Annotated in this window: 17 protein-coding genes; 14 read left to right on the top strand and 3 right to left on the bottom strand. The window is 67.3% G+C overall.

Annotated elements, in window-relative coordinates:
• Nucleotides 1-65 precede the first annotated feature (65 nt).
• Complete coding sequence (locus AC1RSI_RS01775; protein ID WP_008261607.1) at nucleotides 66-617, top strand: lipocalin family protein; 552 nt, start codon at nucleotides 66-68, stop codon at nucleotides 615-617.
• Between the two features lie 53 nt (nucleotides 618-670).
• On the opposite strand, the gene AC1RSI_RS01770 is transcribed toward AC1RSI_RS01775, so the two are convergent.
• On the bottom strand, nucleotides 671-1,255 hold the full coding sequence (locus tag AC1RSI_RS01770; protein WP_052004652.1) for a hypothetical protein: 585 nt from the start codon (nucleotides 1,253-1,255) through the stop codon (nucleotides 671-673).
• 288 nt (nucleotides 1,256-1,543) lie between these two features.
• Between AC1RSI_RS01770 and AC1RSI_RS01765 the strand changes: the two genes are divergently transcribed.
• From AC1RSI_RS01765 to AC1RSI_RS01710, 12 genes are all read left to right on the top strand, one after another.
• A complete protein-coding gene (locus tag AC1RSI_RS01765) occupies nucleotides 1,544-3,376 on the top strand; it encodes a long-chain-acyl-CoA synthetase (RefSeq protein ID WP_255343266.1) in 1,833 nt (610 codons plus the stop codon).
• Nucleotides 3,377-3,462: 86 nt separating this feature from the next.
• Nucleotides 3,463-4,329, top strand: coding sequence for a flagellar motor stator protein MotA (gene motA, locus AC1RSI_RS01760; protein ID WP_154725364.1), 867 nt, complete (start codon nucleotides 3,463-3,465; stop codon nucleotides 4,327-4,329).
• Between the two features lie 149 nt (nucleotides 4,330-4,478).
• Nucleotides 4,479-4,802: a hypothetical protein gene (locus AC1RSI_RS01755; protein ID WP_008259486.1), complete on the top strand. Its 324-nt coding sequence runs from the start codon at nucleotides 4,479-4,481 to the stop codon at nucleotides 4,800-4,802.
• A gap of 80 nt (nucleotides 4,803-4,882) precedes the next feature.
• Nucleotides 4,883-6,655: an FAD-dependent 5-carboxymethylaminomethyl-2-thiouridine(34) oxidoreductase MnmC1 gene (mnmC1, locus tag AC1RSI_RS01750; RefSeq protein ID WP_008259130.1), complete on the top strand. Its 1,773-nt coding sequence runs from the start codon at nucleotides 4,883-4,885 to the stop codon at nucleotides 6,653-6,655.
• Between the two features lie 67 nt (nucleotides 6,656-6,722).
• A complete protein-coding gene (locus AC1RSI_RS01745; RefSeq protein ID WP_035305353.1) occupies nucleotides 6,723-7,145 on the top strand; it encodes a DUF6491 family protein in 423 nt (140 codons plus the stop codon).
• A 76-nt stretch (nucleotides 7,146-7,221) separates the two neighbouring features.
• Nucleotides 7,222-7,680 (top strand): hypothetical protein, encoded by a 459-nt coding sequence (locus tag AC1RSI_RS01740; RefSeq protein ID WP_008260774.1) that lies wholly within the window; start codon nucleotides 7,222-7,224, stop codon nucleotides 7,678-7,680.
• A 285-nt stretch (nucleotides 7,681-7,965) separates the two neighbouring features.
• Nucleotides 7,966-8,388 (top strand): DUF305 domain-containing protein, encoded by a 423-nt coding sequence (locus tag AC1RSI_RS01735; protein WP_035305350.1) that lies wholly within the window; start codon nucleotides 7,966-7,968, stop codon nucleotides 8,386-8,388.
• 6 nt (nucleotides 8,389-8,394) lie between these two features.
• Complete coding sequence (locus tag AC1RSI_RS01730) at nucleotides 8,395-9,822, top strand: YncE family protein (protein ID WP_154725365.1); 1,428 nt, start codon at nucleotides 8,395-8,397, stop codon at nucleotides 9,820-9,822.
• A 9-nt stretch (nucleotides 9,823-9,831) separates the two neighbouring features.
• Entirely contained in the window at nucleotides 9,832-10,350 is a 519-nt protein-coding gene (locus AC1RSI_RS01725) for an RNA polymerase sigma factor (RefSeq protein WP_035305343.1), read from the top strand.
• Complete coding sequence (locus AC1RSI_RS01720; RefSeq protein ID WP_154725366.1) at nucleotides 10,347-11,120, top strand: anti-sigma factor family protein; 774 nt, start codon at nucleotides 10,347-10,349, stop codon at nucleotides 11,118-11,120. Before AC1RSI_RS01725 ends, AC1RSI_RS01720 begins: the two co-directional genes overlap by 4 nt.
• Before the next feature lie 92 nt (nucleotides 11,121-11,212).
• Nucleotides 11,213-11,542, top strand: coding sequence for a YybH family protein (locus AC1RSI_RS01715; RefSeq protein WP_154725367.1), 330 nt, complete (start codon nucleotides 11,213-11,215; stop codon nucleotides 11,540-11,542).
• A 139-nt stretch (nucleotides 11,543-11,681) separates the two neighbouring features.
• Entirely contained in the window at nucleotides 11,682-12,527 is an 846-nt protein-coding gene (locus AC1RSI_RS01710; RefSeq protein ID WP_154725368.1) for a winged helix-turn-helix domain-containing protein, read from the top strand.
• A gap of 42 nt (nucleotides 12,528-12,569) precedes the next feature.
• On the opposite strand, the gene AC1RSI_RS01705 is transcribed toward AC1RSI_RS01710, so the two are convergent.
• Together AC1RSI_RS01705 and AC1RSI_RS01700 are read right to left on the bottom strand one after the other, a co-directional pair.
• Nucleotides 12,570-13,283: a response regulator gene (locus AC1RSI_RS01705; RefSeq protein WP_081836061.1), complete on the bottom strand. Its 714-nt coding sequence runs from the start codon at nucleotides 13,281-13,283 to the stop codon at nucleotides 12,570-12,572.
• 135 nt (nucleotides 13,284-13,418) lie between these two features.
• Nucleotides 13,419-15,035 carry a GMC family oxidoreductase gene (locus tag AC1RSI_RS01700; RefSeq protein WP_154725369.1) on the bottom strand — a complete coding sequence of 539 codons (1,617 nt, stop codon included), beginning with the start codon at nucleotides 15,033-15,035 and terminating at the stop codon, nucleotides 13,419-13,421.
• 137 nt (nucleotides 15,036-15,172) lie between these two features.
• Between AC1RSI_RS01700 and AC1RSI_RS01695 the strand changes: the two genes are divergently transcribed.
• A complete protein-coding gene (locus tag AC1RSI_RS01695) occupies nucleotides 15,173-16,288 on the top strand; it encodes a GAF domain-containing protein (protein WP_154725370.1) in 1,116 nt (371 codons plus the stop codon).
• Nucleotides 16,289-16,298: the final 10 nt, after the last annotated feature.

The raw sequence follows: 16,298 nt of genomic DNA, 5'->3' as shown, positions 1-16,298 counted from the left end.
GGCGGCGTCCGCCTTGTGGAACTGAGCCGCGTGTGGCGACTTTATGGCGTTGAAATGGAGTCGCAATGCCCATCGTCAAATCCCTGATCGCCGCCGTCGTCGCCTCGGCCGCGCTGGCGGCCTGCGTCACAGCCCCCTCCCCCGCCGAATACCGTGCGCCCCAGCCGATCAAGGCCGTCGACGTGGATCGTCTGTGGTCCGGGCGCTGGCATGAGGTCGCCCGCCTGCCCGACCGGCTGACCGCCGGCTGCGTCGCCGGCGCCTCGATCTACACTCCGGTCAAGGCGGACCGCATCCATGTGCGCGACACCTGTCAGGTCGGCTCGCCGGAAGGCAAGGAAAAGGCCATCGAGGGCGGCGGCCGTATTCTGGACCCCGGCATGAACGCCAAGCTGCGGGTCCGGTACCTGCATGGTCTGGTGACCTGGGACTACTGGGTGCTGGACCGGGCGGACGACTACAGCTGGTTCATTTCGGCGGATCCAACCTTCGAGCGGCTGTTCATCTACACCCGCGAGGTTCCCAGCGAGGCGGAGGTGCGCGCCTTGACGGATCGGGCGCGGGCCCTGGGTTATGACGTCAGTCGGCTGGAGTTTCCCGCCCTGCCCAGGCGATAGGCCGACAGCAAAAGGCCCCGGCGAACGCCGGGGCCTTTTCATGGGTGACGGCGTCAGTTGACCGGCTCGACGGACACGGTCGGGGGCGGCTGGATCTGAACCGAGGCCGGGGCGGACGCCGCAGGGCTGGCCGCCGTGTTCAAGGCCGCCGTGTTCAAGGCCGCCGTGGCGGCGCTGTAGGGACGCGGGCCGGTCGGCTCGACAGGCCTATCCACACGCGGGGCCGGACGTTCCGCAGGTGGCGCCGACGGGGCCGCCCGGCGCACAGCGGGCTCGGCGCGACGCGGAACCGGGGCAGGCGTCGTCTGCGGCGTCGTCTGGACAGGGACGGGTTGGGCGAGCGGAGTCTCAACCGGCGTCAAAGCCGTCGGCGCGGTCTGCATCTGCGGCGCCGGGGTCGAAAGCGGCTGCGCCGAAGACGCCGGCGCGGCCGGCGCGTCGCCGCCCATCATCAGGGCCGCCGCCGTGCCGATCACCGCCAGGGCGCCGATCGGGGCGATGATCATCCAGGTCTTGACGGATTTGTTGCTTCGGCTGCGACGCTGAGCATAGCGTGGCACGAAGACCTCGTCGGCGGAACGCCCCGTCGCATCGACGGCGGCTGTGTTGGTCGTAACGTCTGCATAAGTCATCGACATGATGTGTCCTCCATGAGATCGGCAGGAAAACACGCTGTTCTTCGAGGTCGTTCCGATAAACGGTCAATGACCTTGAAGAAGCACTGATACGGCCCCGGCTAAGGCGAAATCAGATCTATTATAGGCCAGAAAAGAGCGAATAAGGCGAAAAATGCGCGTTTCGCTCTGGATTTCCCCGACGTCACCGAAACAAATGGGACACGGCCTTGTCTGATCGCGGTGGTTTCTAAGGCGTTTGTCCGCCTCGCGGTTGACCGAACAGGCTCCTTTCGTTCATCACGAGCGCGGGTGGAACACGCAAAGACCGGAGTAACGGCGAGCATGGGTTTTGTAGCCAATATCCGCAGGGACGTGCGCTTCGCGCGCGGACTGTTCCGCCTGCTCAAGCGTATCAAGCCGATCGAGCTGGATAGCGACATTCTGCTGTGCGACGACTTTGAAGAAGCCGTCGACAAGTTCGCGGACAACGTCGCCGTCGAGGACGAGCGCCGCAGCCTGACCTATCGCGACCTGGACGCCATGGCCAACCGCTACGCCCACTGGGCCAAGGGGCGCGGCCTGAACCGGGGCGACACCATCGCCCTGATGATGACCAACCGCGTCGAATATCTGGCGGCCTGGATCGGCTTCTCCAAGGTCGGCATCGCCACCGCCCTGATCAACACGAATCTGACGGGCCAGGGGCTGGCCCACTGCCTGACCATCTCCAACGCCTTCCAGGTGGTGGCGGACGAGGATTGCTGGCGCCAGGTCGAGGCGACCCGCCCCCTGGTCGGCCACACCCTGATGCTGTGGGTCCTGGGCCTGGGCGACGAGGACGAATCCAGCGACCGGCGCGGCCTGGACAAGCCGGTGCGCGGCGCCTCCTCCGTGCGGCCGTCCCGGTCGGTGCGCGAAGGCCTGACGAACCGCGACACGGCCCTGTATATCTACACCTCCGGCACCACCGGCCTGCCCAAGGCGGCCCGCATCCCGCATTCGCGGGCCCGCACCTATATGCGCGCTTTCGCCGGCGCGACCCGTTCGACGCCCAAGGACCGGATCTTCAACGTCCTGCCGCTGTATCACTCGACCGGGGGCCTGGTCGGCGTCGGCGCGGCCCTGCTGAACGGGGCGCGTCTGGTGATCCGCAAGCGGTTCTCGGCCAGCAGCTTCTGGCCCGACGTGGTGGCGTCCGGCGCCACCATGTTCGTCTATATCGGCGAGCTGTGCCGTTATCTGGTGAACAGCAAGCCCCAGGCCTATGAGCAGAAGCACAAGCTGCGTCTGGCCTTCGGCAACGGACTGCGCGCCGACGTCTGGCCCGAATTCCAGAGCCGGTTCCATATTCCCGAGGTGCTGGAGTTCTACGGCTCGACCGAAGGCAATGTCTCCCTGTTCAACTTCGACGGCAAACAGGGCGCCATCGGCCGGGTGCCGAGCTACCTGAAGAAACAGATCAATATCCGCCTGGTCCAGTTCGACGTGGACAGCGAACAGCCGATCCGCGGCCCGGACGGCCTGTGCCGCCTGACCCGCGTCGGCGAGATCGGCGAAGCCATCGGCGAGATCGGCAACGACATCCGCCACGACTTCTCGGGCTATGCTGACAAGGCCGCCTCGCAGAAGAAGATCCTGACCGACGTCTTCAAGAAGGGCGACCGCTGGTTCCGCACGGGCGACCTGATGAAACAGGACGCCGAGGGCTATTTCTACTTCGTCGACCGGATGGGCGACACCTTCCGCTGGAAGGGCGAGAACGTCTCGACCTCCGAGGTCGAACAGGTGCTGATGGAAGGCCCCGGCGTGTCCGAGGCCATCGTCTATGGCGTCCCCGTGCCCGGCCAGGACGGCAAGGCGGGGATGGCCGCCCTGGTGACGGACGCCAAGTTCGACCCCAAGGCCTTCGCCGAACACGTCGAGGCCCGCCTGCCCGCCTACGCCCAGCCCGTCTTCGTGCGGCTGATCGAGGCGGCCGAAACGACCGGCACCTTCAAATACCGCAAGGCCGATCTGGTGGCCGACGGGTTCGATCCGGAAAAAACCGGCGCGACCCTGTATGTGCGCGGCGGCAAGACCGGCTACCAGAAGCTGACGACGGCAGGGCGGACGGCCATTCTGAACGGCGAAGGCCGGCTGTGACGGTATAAGACGGCGTTTCCCGAAACGCCGTCTTAATCAATAACGGTCATCACTTGACGCCTCTCGCGTCAGGATACCGCGTCTCCATGTTCCAGATCATCGGCATCGTACTGCTGTTCGGCCTCGTGTTCGGCAGCTACGCCATCTCGGGCGGCAAGTTCGAGGTCATCATGCACGCCGCGCCCCACGAACTGATGGCGATCGGCGGCGCGGGCATCGCGGCCTTCCTGATCTCCAACTCGATAACGGTGGTCAAGGGTTCGCTGGCGGGTCTGGGCAAGGCCTTCGCCGGTCCGAAATGGAAGAAGCAGGACTACAAGGACCTGCTGTCCCTGCTGTTCCAGCTGACCAAGACCATGAAATCCAAGGGTGTCGTCGCGCTGGAAAGCCATATCGAAAAGCCCAAGGAATCGACCATCTTCCAGAAGTACCCCAAGGTGCTGAAGGACCATTTCGCCGTCGACTTCATCTGCGACACCCTGCGGATGATGACGATGAACCTGGAGGATCCGCACCAGGTCGAGGATGCGATGGAGAAGCAGCTCGAGAAGCATCACCACGAGCATCTCGACAACGCCCACGCCTTGCAGAACCTGGCGGACGCCCTGCCCGCACTGGGCATCGTCGCGGCCGTGCTGGGCGTCATCAAGACCATGGGCTCGATCACCGAGCCGCCGGAAGTTCTGGGGGGCATGATCGGCGGCGCCCTGGTCGGCACCTTCATGGGCGTGTTCCTGGCCTATGGCCTGGTCGGCCCGTTCGCGGCGCGCCTGACCTCGATCATCAATGAGGAAGCGGCCTACTACAAGATGATCCAGTCCGTGCTGATCGCCCACCTGCACGGCAACGCCGCCCAGATCTCGGTCGAGATCGGCCGCGGCGACATTCCCTCCGCCTCCCAGCCGTCCTTCGCCGAAATGGAAGAAGCGCTGAACAATATCAGCAACGACTGAAGCTGAGCGGGCCGGAACGTCCGGCCGCGCGACGAGTTTCAGACGCGGCATGACGCCGCCGTGATCCCGGCTTGCCCCGAGGTTCACGGCGGCGTTATCGTTTCCAGCGAGGCTTTCGGCCTCGCGAACAGCCTTCGGAGGATTGTCCCATGCGCATCACCGCCCTCATCGCCGCCTCGGCCGCCGCCCTGATCATCGCCGGGTGCCAGAAGGCGCCGGAAGAAAAGGCTCAGGAAGCCGCCAGCGACGCGGTCGAAGCGGCCGGAACCGCCGCCGACGCCGCCCTGACCGCCGACCAGGCCGCTGCGGAAGCCGCCGCCGCCGCCAATGAGGCCGCTCAGGACGCCGGCGCCGCCACCGCCTCCGCCTCCGCACAGCCCCCCGAAGGCGCGCCTGCGGCGACCGACACGGCGGCCGGGCAAGCCGCCGCCCCGGCGACCGACCACGGATCGGCCGAGGCCGCCGGCCACTGAGTCCTTCCCCCGACCCACAAAGGGGCCGCCCCGCGGGCGGCCCTTTTTCGTATCGGCGGCGGAGGTGCTAGAGCCGCGCCATGACGACCGACGACACCGCCCCGCACCTGACCTGGACCGATGACGACGAACCGCGCTCCGGCCGGTTCGGCGACGTCTATTTCTCACGCGACGACGGTCTGGCCGAGACCCGCGCCGTCTTCCTGGAAGGCTGCGGCCTGCCGGACGCCTGGGCCGGGCGACGCCATTTCACCGTGGCCGAGCTGGGGTTCGGCACCGGGCTGAACATCGCCGCCCTGCTGGACCTGTGGAGCCGGACCCGGCCCGAGGGCGGGCGGCTGCACGTCTTCTCCATCGAGGGGTTTCCCCTGACCGCCGACGAGGCGCGGCGCGCCCTGGGCGCCTGGCCCGAACTGGCGGAGGCGGCCCTGGCCCTGACTGAAGCGTGGCCGGAGCGGACGCCGGGCTTTCACCGGGTCGATCTGCCGGGGTTCCACGCGGTGCTCGACGTCGCCGTCGGCGACGTCGACTGGGCCCTGGACCAGTGGTCGGGAGCGGCCGACGCCTGGTTCCTGGACGGTTTCTCGCCGGCCCTGAACCCCGGCATGTGGTCCGAAACGGTGATGGACCGGATCGCCGCCCGGTCGGCCCCCGGCGCGCGAGTCGCCACCTTCACGGTCGCCGGCGCGGTTCGACGCGGCCTGTCGGAACGCGGCTTCGTGGTCGAGAAGAAGCCCGGCCACGGCCGCAAGCGTGAACGGCTGGAGGCGCGGCGGGACGGCGCCCCTGCGCCCGACCAGGCCCCCCGCGTCGCCGTCATCGGGGCCGGAGTGGCCGGGGCGGCCGTGGCCCGCGCCCTGGTCGCATCAGGAATCACGCCGGTGGTGATCGAGGGCGAGCGGCCCGGCGCGGGGGGATCGGGGTTTCCGGCCGGACTGGCGACGCCGCGCCTCGACGCCGGGGATGCGGCCATCGCCGGCCTGTACGCCCAGGCGCTGGAACGGGCGCGGCATCTGTATGACGCCACGCCGGGGGCCGTTCTGAGCCGGGGCGTCCTGCAACTGCCCCAGGCGGCGCGCGATCCGGCGCGCTTCGACAAGATCGCCGCCCAGTCCCTGTGGCGCGACGGCGCCATGTCGGTGATCGACGCCGAGGCCGCTGCAGACCGACTGGGCGAACCGACCGCCGAGGGCGGGCTGATGATGGCCGACGCCCGCGTGATTCACGCCGCCGCCATCCTGTCGGCCTGGCTGAAGGCCGTGCCCATGATCACCGCGACCGTGGCCCGGATCGAGCGCGGCGACGCCGGCTGGACCCTGAGTGACGCCGAGGGCCGGATCCTGGCCCAGGCGGACGCGGTGGTGGTGACGGCCGGCTGGGGAACGGCCGGATTGCTGGCGGACGCCGGCCTGTCGCCCGTCCGGGGCCAGGCCGACTGGGTCGAGGGTCCGGCGTCTCCGGGCGTGGCCTGGGGCGGCTATGTCGCGCCCACCGGCACGGGCGTCCTGTTCGGAGCAACCCACGACCGCGGCGACGTGACCCTGGAGGCGCGCGATGCGGACAGCGCCCGGAACCTGGACGCCCTGCGCGCGCGCCTGCCGCATCTGGCCGCCCAGGCTGAGACGGGCGTCCGCCATCGTCGGGTCGCCATCCGGGCCACGACACGCGACCGGCTGCCGTTGGCGGGGCGTCGAGCGGACGGGCTCTATCTGCTGTCGGGCCTGGGTTCACGCGGTTTCTGCGTGGCGCCCCTGCTGGGCGAACATGTCGCCGCCCTGATCGCCGGTACGCCTTCGCCGCTTCCTGCAACGCTTTTTGGACGGATCGATCCTGACCGTCTGGGGCCGGCTTGATCGGCCTTCAGGCTGTGTTCATGTGCGGCGTCTCTTCCTTGTTCCAGATTCCGTATTGGAGACTTCGATGCGTATCCTGCTGACCTCCGCGCTCGCCGCCTCGACGGTGGCGGCCATGAGCCTTTCCGCCTGCGCGCCCGCCGCAACCAGGGCCGCGGCCGCCGCCGACGGCGAAAAGTCCGTCGCCCGCTGCTTCCGTACAGACAGCGTGCGCAACTTCCGCACCGATCGCCAGTCCGACCTCTATATCCGGTCGTTGCGCGACGATGTGTTCCAGATCAACACCAGCGGCGCCTGCTGGGATCTGGATTCGGCGGTGTCCATCGCCGTGACGCCGACCCTCGGCGGATCCGACACCGTCTGCGTCGGCGATCCGGTCCAGATCCTCGTGCCGAACGCCGACCCGGGTCGCCGCACCTGCCGGGCCTTCGTCACCAAGTCGCTGACCGCGGAAGAGGTGGCCGCCCTGCCGGATCGCGCCCGACCCTGATCCGCCGCCGGTCGCAGGGGCGGCTTGAAATCGGGCGACCACGGGTATCAAATCCTCTCATTCACGGGAGGAAGACATGCGCGGAATCGCCAAACTGACCTTTGCCACACTGACGGTTGTCGGCGTCGCGGCCCTGACGGCGGCGACGCCGGCCGCAGCCGAGACCTGGACCCGTTTCTCGGCCAGCGACCGAACCGTCTATCTGATCGATCAGGACACCCTGACGCCGGTCGACGGCGTCGCCACGGCCCGCTTCGCCCGCGTTCCCGCACACGGCGACGCGGCCGATCAGAGCCATGAGGTCGAGGAGTTGGCGGTCCGCTGCTCGGACGGCCAGTCCCGCACCGTCGCCACCATCGTCCACGGCCCGGACGGCGCGGAAGCGGAACGGATCGCCGAAGACGCCCCCTGGGACGCCACCCCCTCCGGCGGCGTGTACGGCGCCCTCAAGTCCTTCGCCTGCGACGACATGCGCCCCCAGGGCGCGCCCTGGCCGACCATCGCCGCCTTCATCGCCGGCGGGCGCGGGGGCTAGGCGCCCCCGGCGGGGCGGCTCTGCGACCGACGGCGCCCGCACGTCCGGCGAGCCGTCGGAGACACCTCATCTTTGGTATCAGTCAGCGGCCGCCACCGGCGTGGCGTCGCTTGCCTCCGCGCGGCAGGAAATGCCCCACGGACCCTGGGTTTCGGCCCGCAGTGCAAGGCGGATAGGCGCCGTGGATCAGGGCTAGACGCAGAAAAAGGCCATCGCCGGGAATAATAGGCCGCCTCGCGGTGTCTATCGATCAAGTCCACCCTGTCCGATCAAAGGCCGCGATCAATGTCGATCTCCTCCCGCAAGTCCGTGATCCGGTTCGCCGTGCTCGCTGCGCTTGGTCTGTCCACACCGCTGGCGGCGAGCACGCCTTCGGAGCAATTTCTGGTCGAAAACGACGCGGTCATGGCCCGGATGCACGCGGCCATGGAAATCCAGCCGACGGGCGACATCGACAGGGATTTCGTGGCCATGATGATCCCGCATCATCAGGGCGGCATCGATATGGCCGTGGCGGTGCTTCGCCACAGCAACAACGAACAGATTCGTCGTCTCGCCCAGGAAATCATCGTCGAGCAACAGCAGGAGATCGCCGCCCTGCGCCTCGCCGTGGGCGAGCCCTTGCCTGCCTCCTATCCGGCCCCGACCAGCCCCCCGCCCACAGCGCCCGTCGGCGTCGAAGGCCCGCGCCGCCATCACGAAGGCTGAAGCCCCATGACTCGTCCCATCCTTGGCCTCGCCGCAAGCCTTTCGACCGCCCTTCTCGTCGCGGGCGCGGCCCAGGCCCAGGTCGCCCCCATACAGTCCAGCGATCGCGTCTATGCGGCGGAGCAGTTCTCGAACACCGTGTCGGTCACCGATCCCTCCACCAACCGCCTGGTGGGTCTGATCCGTTTGGGAGATGCGTCGCCGGCCAACTTCAGCCCTCTCTACCGCGGACAGTTGCTGGTTCACGGTCTAGGCTTCTCGCCGGACGGCAAGACGCTGGCGGTCGTGTCGATCGGCTCCAACTCCGTCAGCTTCATCGACACCGCCACAAATGCGGTGAAACATGTCACCTACATCGGCCGCTCTCCGCACGAGGCCTTCTTCACCCCCGACGGCGAGGAACTCTGGGTCACCGTGCGCGGCGAGGACTATGTCTCGGTGATCGACCCGGTCAGCTACAACGAGATCCATCGCATTCAGACGCCTGGCGGGCCGGGAATGACGATCTTCTCGCCGGACGGTCGTTACGGCTACATCTGTTCGTCCTTCAATCCCAAGACCGTGGTGGTGGATGCCGCCACCCATGAGATTGTCGGGGAAGTGGCCCAGCCCAGCGCCTTCTGCCCCAACATCGCCGCCTCTCCGGACGGGTCGCAGGTGTGGTTCACCCTGAAGGACATCGGCAAGACGGTGGCCTTCAACGCCCGTCCTCCGTTCAACGTGTTGGCGACCCTGGACACCGGCCCTCTCACCAACCACGTCAACTTCGCCCGGACGGCGCGCGGCCAGTTGGCCTATGTGACCGTGGGCGGGGAGAATGCGGTCAAGATCTTCCGGACGGACGACTTCAGCCCCGTCGCGACCATCCCTGTCGGGGCCCTGCCGCACGGCCTCTGGGCGTCGCCGGACGGATCGCGCGTCTATGTCGGTCTGGAGAACGCCAGCGAACTGGCGGTGATCGACACCGCCTCCAACACGGTGGTCGCCAATGTCGGCGTCGGCCAGGCGCCCCAGGCCGTCGTCTATGTGCCCGGGGCTGCGCCCTCGGGCGCCGGCGACCGGAACCTGCAGCCTCGGTCTGACGCCGGTTCTGTCCTGATCCGCATGCGCGTCAGCGACGGGACGGAGGCCGACACCACCATCAGCCTGTATGATCAAGGCCTGATCCAGGTCGTACAGGGATCGGTGTCGGGGCTGACGCCGCGCTCGCCCTATGTCCTGGCCCTGGCGAACGCTGCGGACGGCTCTGGCCCCCTGGAGCCGATCGCCGCCTTCACGAGCAATCCCGCCGGCGCCGCCATCGTCAATGCTCTGGGGCCTATTCGCCAGCAGGTCCGCGCCGAACAGGGTGTGTCGCGGCGCTATCTGGTGATCGCCCCCGGCACGGCGGCCATGCCCGGGGCTCCGGTTCAGATTCAGGTCGCGGCGCCCTAGGATGAGCACATGACGGACATGGGCCAGTTGATCGAGCCGGTCATCCCGGGGCTGCGGCGATACGCCAACGCCCTGGTTCGCGATCCAGCCGAGGCCGACGACCTTGTCCAGGATTGTCTGGAGCGCGCAGTCACGCGGTGGGGGCAACGCCGCGGCGATGGCGACACCCGCAGCTGGCTTTACGCCATCCTGCATAATCTGGCGGTCAATCGCTGGCGCTCGCTTCGCCGAAGGGGAGTGATGGCCGCGATCGAGACGGTCGATCCGGCGTTTCTGTCCGTGGCGCCAGCCCAGGAGCACGGACTGGCCCGGGCCGACGTTCTGCGCGCACTGGATCAATTGCCGGACGAATATCGAGCCGTGATCCTGTTGGTGACGGTCGAAGGCCTGTCCTATGCCGAGACAGCCCGTATTCTGGGCGTGCCGCTCGGCACCGTCATGTCTCGGCTCTCTCGCGGACGCGCCCGGCTGGCCAGTGCGATGGCCGAAGACACGCCCGTCAGATGTCATTTAAGGAGGATCAAATGACCGGGGACCGCCCGATTAGCGAAGACGACCTCCACGCCTTTCTGGACGGGGTGCTCGAGGAAAGCCGGCGCGACGCGGTGCGACGCTATCTCGACACCCATCCCGAGGCGCAGGAGAGATTCGCGGCCTACCGCGAACACGGCGAGGCGTTGCGCGACGCGCTGGCGCCGGTCTCCGACCAACCCCTGCCCGCGGAACTCAACCTGAAGGCCCTTGTCGAGCGTCGCCGGAAGACCTTGGCCGGAAGGCGTCAGATGGCGGCGGCCGCGGCCATTCTCTGCATCGGAGGCCTGTCGGGCTGGATGGGGCGCGAGGCGGTTTCACCCCCGGCGCGGGGCATTCAGGCCCTCGGTCGAGAGGCCGTCGACAACTATGTGGTCTACGCCTCAGACACGCGCCGCCCGGTCGAACTGGCGTCTGACCAGCGTGCGACGCTGACCCGCTGGGTGTCCGATCGTCTCGATACGCCGGTGCAACCCCCGGATCTGGAAGGCGCCGGCTATCGCTTCCTCGGCGGCCGACTGGTGACGACGCCGAATGGTCCCGCCGCCCTGTTCATCTATGAGGGGGCGGCGGCCGAGCGGCTGGCCGTGATGATGCGGCCGATGGAGATCGAAAAGAACCGGTCCATGTCCGAGCAATCCTACGGCGCGCTGGACGGCGTGACATGGTCGCGGGACGGTCTCGGTTTCAGCGTCGTGGCGCCCCGTGCATCGACGGATCTGCTTCCCGTGGCCGAGGATGTTCGACGGCAGACACCCTTCTCCTGACCACCCTCTCAGGTCGGATCGGCGGCGCGAACTCGGGCCACTGAACGAGGGGTTCGGTCCCCGACTGCTCATTTCTAACCTTGGAGACCCAGATGTACGTGAGACTTCCCAATCCGATCGCCGACTATGTGGACGCCATCGCGCGAGGCGACGTCGAAGGCATGGTGCAACCCTTCGCCGCCGACGGCGTCGTCGTCAGTGACGACGGCCGGCGTCATCAGGGCCGCCCGGCGATACGCACATGGATCCAGGAAACGTCGGCCGCCAACGGGACGGTCCTCACTCCGGACACCCTATGCCACGAGACCAGCAGAATCGTCGTCGAGGGCGTCAAGACCGGCGACTTCGAGGGGAGCCCCCGGCGGTTCGTCCTCGCCTTCGAGCTTGACGGCGGCGTAATCAAGACGATGGAGGCGGCATGACGGCGGAGCAACGCCCCTCCGCTCGATCCAACACATCCAGGCCCATGGGGTCATTCGCAAAATAGGGACAATGCGGAACTGTTTCAGCCGCAACCGGTTTCTCGCACCTCTCTGCGTGCCCGACCTGTAACGACAGCCTATGACCACGCCTGCTTCCCAAGCCCGTTCCACAATGGATCCGGCGACCCGTCAGGCCTCCCTGGCGGACGCGGGCGCAGCGAACGACCATGGGCGACCCCAGGCTCCGGCGGCGGTCGGTCATCCGTCCGACCTGCTGACCGTCCGGCCTCGCATCCTTTTCGCCGCCCGCGCCGCCAGTCCGCTTCAGGACCTGTCTTCGCCCCTTGAGAAAGACGGGATGCGGGTTGTCACGACCGAAACCCCCGCCGGCCTGTTTCGGCGTCTCGGCGACCATCCAAGCCTGGTGATCCTGGACCTCGAGCTCGGCGGCGACGGCCTCAACCTTCTGCGACGCCTGCGTGCGGCGTCGGAGGTTCCGATTATCCTCACGGCGGCGAACTCGCGCCACGCCGCCGACAGGATCGTCGGCCTCGAACTGGGGGCCGACGACTATCTCGACGATCCGGTCGATCCGCGCGAACTCAGCGCCCGAATCCGCAACATCCTGCGCCGACGCAACCGCTTGTCCGGAGCGGCCCGGCTGCATCCCCGCACGCACGTCCGGTTCGGCCCCTGGGAACTGGATTGCCGCACACGGCGCCTGTCCCGGGAGGGTGCTGTCGTCGTCCTGACCCTGGGCGAATTCCGGCTTCTCAACGCCTTCATCGTCGCGCCGCAACGCGTCTTGTCGCGTCAGGATCTGCTCGACGCCACGGGGATGCGCGAGGACCTGTCGGACCGCAGCATTGATGCTCAGGTGTTGCGGCTCCGGCGCAAGCTCCAGACCGGACCGAACAGCGCCGAGGCGATCGCGACCCTGAGGGGCCTAGGCTATATGTTCAAGGCGGAGGTCGAGGCGTCCTGATGCAACCGCAGAAATCGGCCCAAGCGATCCCCAACTGACCGGTCAAAAGGCTTCAACCGGAACGGCGATCCCATATCCGACGCCCCGCTCGGTTCGGATGATGCGCTGAGGGCCGGGCGCGGTTTGAAGCTTTCGCCTCAACCGCAGGATCATGACGTCGATGCTGCGGTCATTCACCTCGTCCGGATGGACTCGGCTGGCCGTGACCAACTGATGACGGGTCAGAATCTGGTTCGGGCTCCTCAAGAGGGCGGTCAAAAGGTTGAACTCCGCTGTCGTGAGCTTGACCAAGGCGCCGTCCGGCGAGGTGAGGCTTCGCCGACGCAGGTCGAGCTCCCACCCGGCGAACCGCCACCGGACGCGTTCTCGCGCCTTCGCCGGGCGCGCGCGACGCAAGACGGTGCGAATGCGGGCGAGCAATTCCCGCGGGCTGACGGGCGTGCTCATGCAATCGTCAGCGCCCAGCTCCAGCGCAACGACCTTGTCCGGCTCGCCGCCGCCAGCATCGGTGATGCTGATCACGGGGGCTTCGTCCCGATCGACGACGCCCCGCATCAGATCGAGGCCGTCCTCGCGCCGTATACCGAGATTGAGGACCACCAGATCGATGGGCCGGGCCCTGAGAATTCGCCGCATGGCTGCGCCGTCGGCGGCTGTGCTGACCTGAAAGGCATGCTCGCTGAGAAATCCGCCAAGCGCATCACGGGCTGAGGCGTTGTCGTCGACGACGAGGACGTGTCTTTGAGCGTACATCATGAAGAAGCACTTTCCTGACATGAACAGACTTGCAGAGGATTGGACGAGGCCCGCCCCGCACTTGAACAGGCGCTTCGACCTTGACCGGGCAGGCGGCCGCCGGTCTCCAACCAGCGGCCGCCCGTTCTTCCGGCCCTAGACCCCGTGAGCCGCGCGGATATAGCGCGAGGCCTTCTCACCGATGATCGTGCAGGGCGCCATGGTGTTGCCCGTCGCGACGCGCGGCATCACCGATCCGTCGGCAATGCGCAGCCCCTCGACACCATAGACGCGCAGACTGCCGTCCACGACGGACAGCGCGTCCCGCCCCATCTTGGCCGAACACGTCTGGTGCCAGTAGGTCACCGCCGCGTCTCGAACGTAACGCTCCATGTCCGCCTGCCCCAACGGGCCGGGCATGGCTTCACGCGCGACCAGCGGCTCAAAGGCCCGGGTGTTGCCCAGATCGCGGCACAGCTGGACGCAGGCGACCGCAGCGCGGAGATCGTCCGGATGGCTGAAGGTGTTGAGTTCGATGCGCGGCAGGGACAGGAGATCCCCGCTCGACAGGCGAACCCGACCGCGGCTCTTGGGGTGGGCGAGACCGGCGAACATGGTCCAACCGTGCTCCGGGACGCCAAGGCCAGCAGTTTCGGGGCTCGGCACCGGGAACTCGACCTGACAGAACAGCAAGTCTGGTTCGCTCAGGGCGGGGTCGGACTTCCAGTAGAGGGTCGCCTCGCTGCCGCTGTTCCGCGGCGCGATCGGCTCGCGGTATTCCCAGATACAGCCGAAGGACACATGGTCCTGCAGGTTGCGGCCTACGCCGGGCAGATGATGAAGGACCTTGATGTCTGCGGCGCGCAAATCGTCCTCGTCGCCGATCCCGGAACGCATCAGGACGGTCGGCGTCATGATGGCGCCGAGCGACAGAATGACCTCATGGGCGGCGTCAAACCGTTCGACCACCCCGTCCCGCACCGCCTCGACCCCGACCGCGCGACCGTTCTGAACGATCACCCGGTTCACCTGGGTGCGGGTCAGGAGCGTCAGATTGGGCCGGTCCAGGTAGGGATAGGTAAAGGCGCGGAAGATGGAATGCCGTTTGCCGTTCCGCGTCAGGACGTCGGAGATGGCGCAACCGCCGTCCCCCTCCATCATCTGGCCGTTCGGACTATCGTAAGTGGGTATGCCGAGCTCGAGCGCGGCGTCCAGCATCGCCAGAGCCGCCGGCCCCGGATCGGGCGTCGGCTGCACAAAGACTGGCCCGCCCGTGCCCCGATACAGGGGATCGGGCGCACCCTGCCAGTTCTCAATCTCAAGGTAGAGGCCGAGAACGGATTCATACCCCCAGGACTCGTCGCCGCTCTCCTGGGCGAAATAGTCCCAGTCGCTGCGGTGGCCGCGCGCCCAGACGCCGACGTTGATGCTTGAACCGCCGCCCAGAACCTTGCCCATGGACATCGGCATGGCCCGTCCGTTCAGCTCGGGATTTGGCTCGGCCACAAACCCCCAGTCTGTCTCGCTGCCCAGGTTGGTCGGCCAGGCGGCCGGCTCCATGACGCTCGGCCGATCATCACTCCCGCCGGCCTCGATCAGCAGCACATGGACAGCCGGATTTTCCGCCAGTCGTCGAGCGAGGACCGAGCCCGAACTGCCCGCGCCACAGACGATGAAATCGTATGTTTTCCGAAGGTTCGCCAGCCGCTGAGCCTGATTGGCCGCGACGCGGGCCGCGAACTCCCCCTTATAGGTTTGCAGTCCATCCGACATTCTCACATCTCCACATTGACGATTTAGGTATCAAATTTACCAATTTCATCAAATGCATCAGATTCTGGCGGAGGTGTGGCGGAGCGGGAGCGCGCCTCCATATTGACGCGAGACCGCGATCAGCCGCAGGAGAGACCATGGACGCCGCCGAGAAGGAGATCGTGACCACCACGGACGCCGCGAAGATTCTCGGCGTGTCGGTCAGAACCGCCCAGTTGCTGATCGAGGGCGGATCGATCCCTTCGTGGAAGACGCCCGGCGGCCATCGGCGGGTTTACCGGAGCGACGTCGTGGCGCTCGTCAAGGGTCAGGAACTCCCGGCCACGCCGGCCTCGGCCAGGGTCATCGTCATTGCGCGGCCCGAACGGTTGCCGCAGTTCAAGGCCGCGCTTGAGAGCGCGCCTTCCTGCTTTGTCGAAACCTATCCCGAGCCTTTCACCGCCTTGTTGGACATAGGCGGCCGCTCGCCGGCGGCCGTGGTCATCGACGCAGAGTCGTTCGCCGTCGCTGATGGCGTGCTCCATGCGCTGGGCTCCGATGTCGCCCTGCAACACACCGTCATACTGGTTGTCGGCCCTGAAGGCCGCCAGACTGTCGTCGACGCGTCCCAAGGAGCGGGCCGGGTTCGGTTCATCGACGACATCGACGATCTGGCCGAGGCGGCCGAGGCGGCCGTAAGGGGACCTGCTCAGCCGGGCGAGGGTCTGGAGGCGACCTCCTTGTTTCCCCTTCCCGGCAATGAGGCGCAGCGTCTACTCGCTCTTGAACGCTCCGGCCTCGTCGATACTCCGCCCGAGGACGCCTTTGACCGACTGACATGGCTGGCGGCGCAGACGCTCGGCATGCCCATCTCGCTGATCACCCTGCTGACGCCGACGCGGCAGTGGTTCAAGTCGCGGCATGGGCTGGAGATGGCCGACACGCCGAGAAGCTGGGCGTTCTGCAATCACACCATCCTGCAGAACAGCTGCATGATTTCAGAGGATCTGTCCGCCGACCCTCGCTTCTCCGACAACCCGGCTGTCGCGGACGCCCCGAACTTCCGCTTCTATGCTGGATGCCCTGTGGTCGATCCCGACGGTTTCACCCTCGGGTCCCTGTGTGTCATCGACACACGTCCGCGCACGCTTGATGACAGCCAGAGGGCGATCCTCACGAACCTGGCGGCGCTTGTTTCGGACGAGATCAAGTTGCGGGCGACCGACAGTCGCCTGCGGCGGGCCATGGAGGCCCTGGACCGAAAGTCTCACTGACCCGGCGCAC

The sequence above is a fragment of the Brevundimonas sp. GW821-FHT10E09 genome (assembly GCF_058809375.1).
This window is presented reverse-complemented; position numbering and strand designations above follow the sequence as displayed.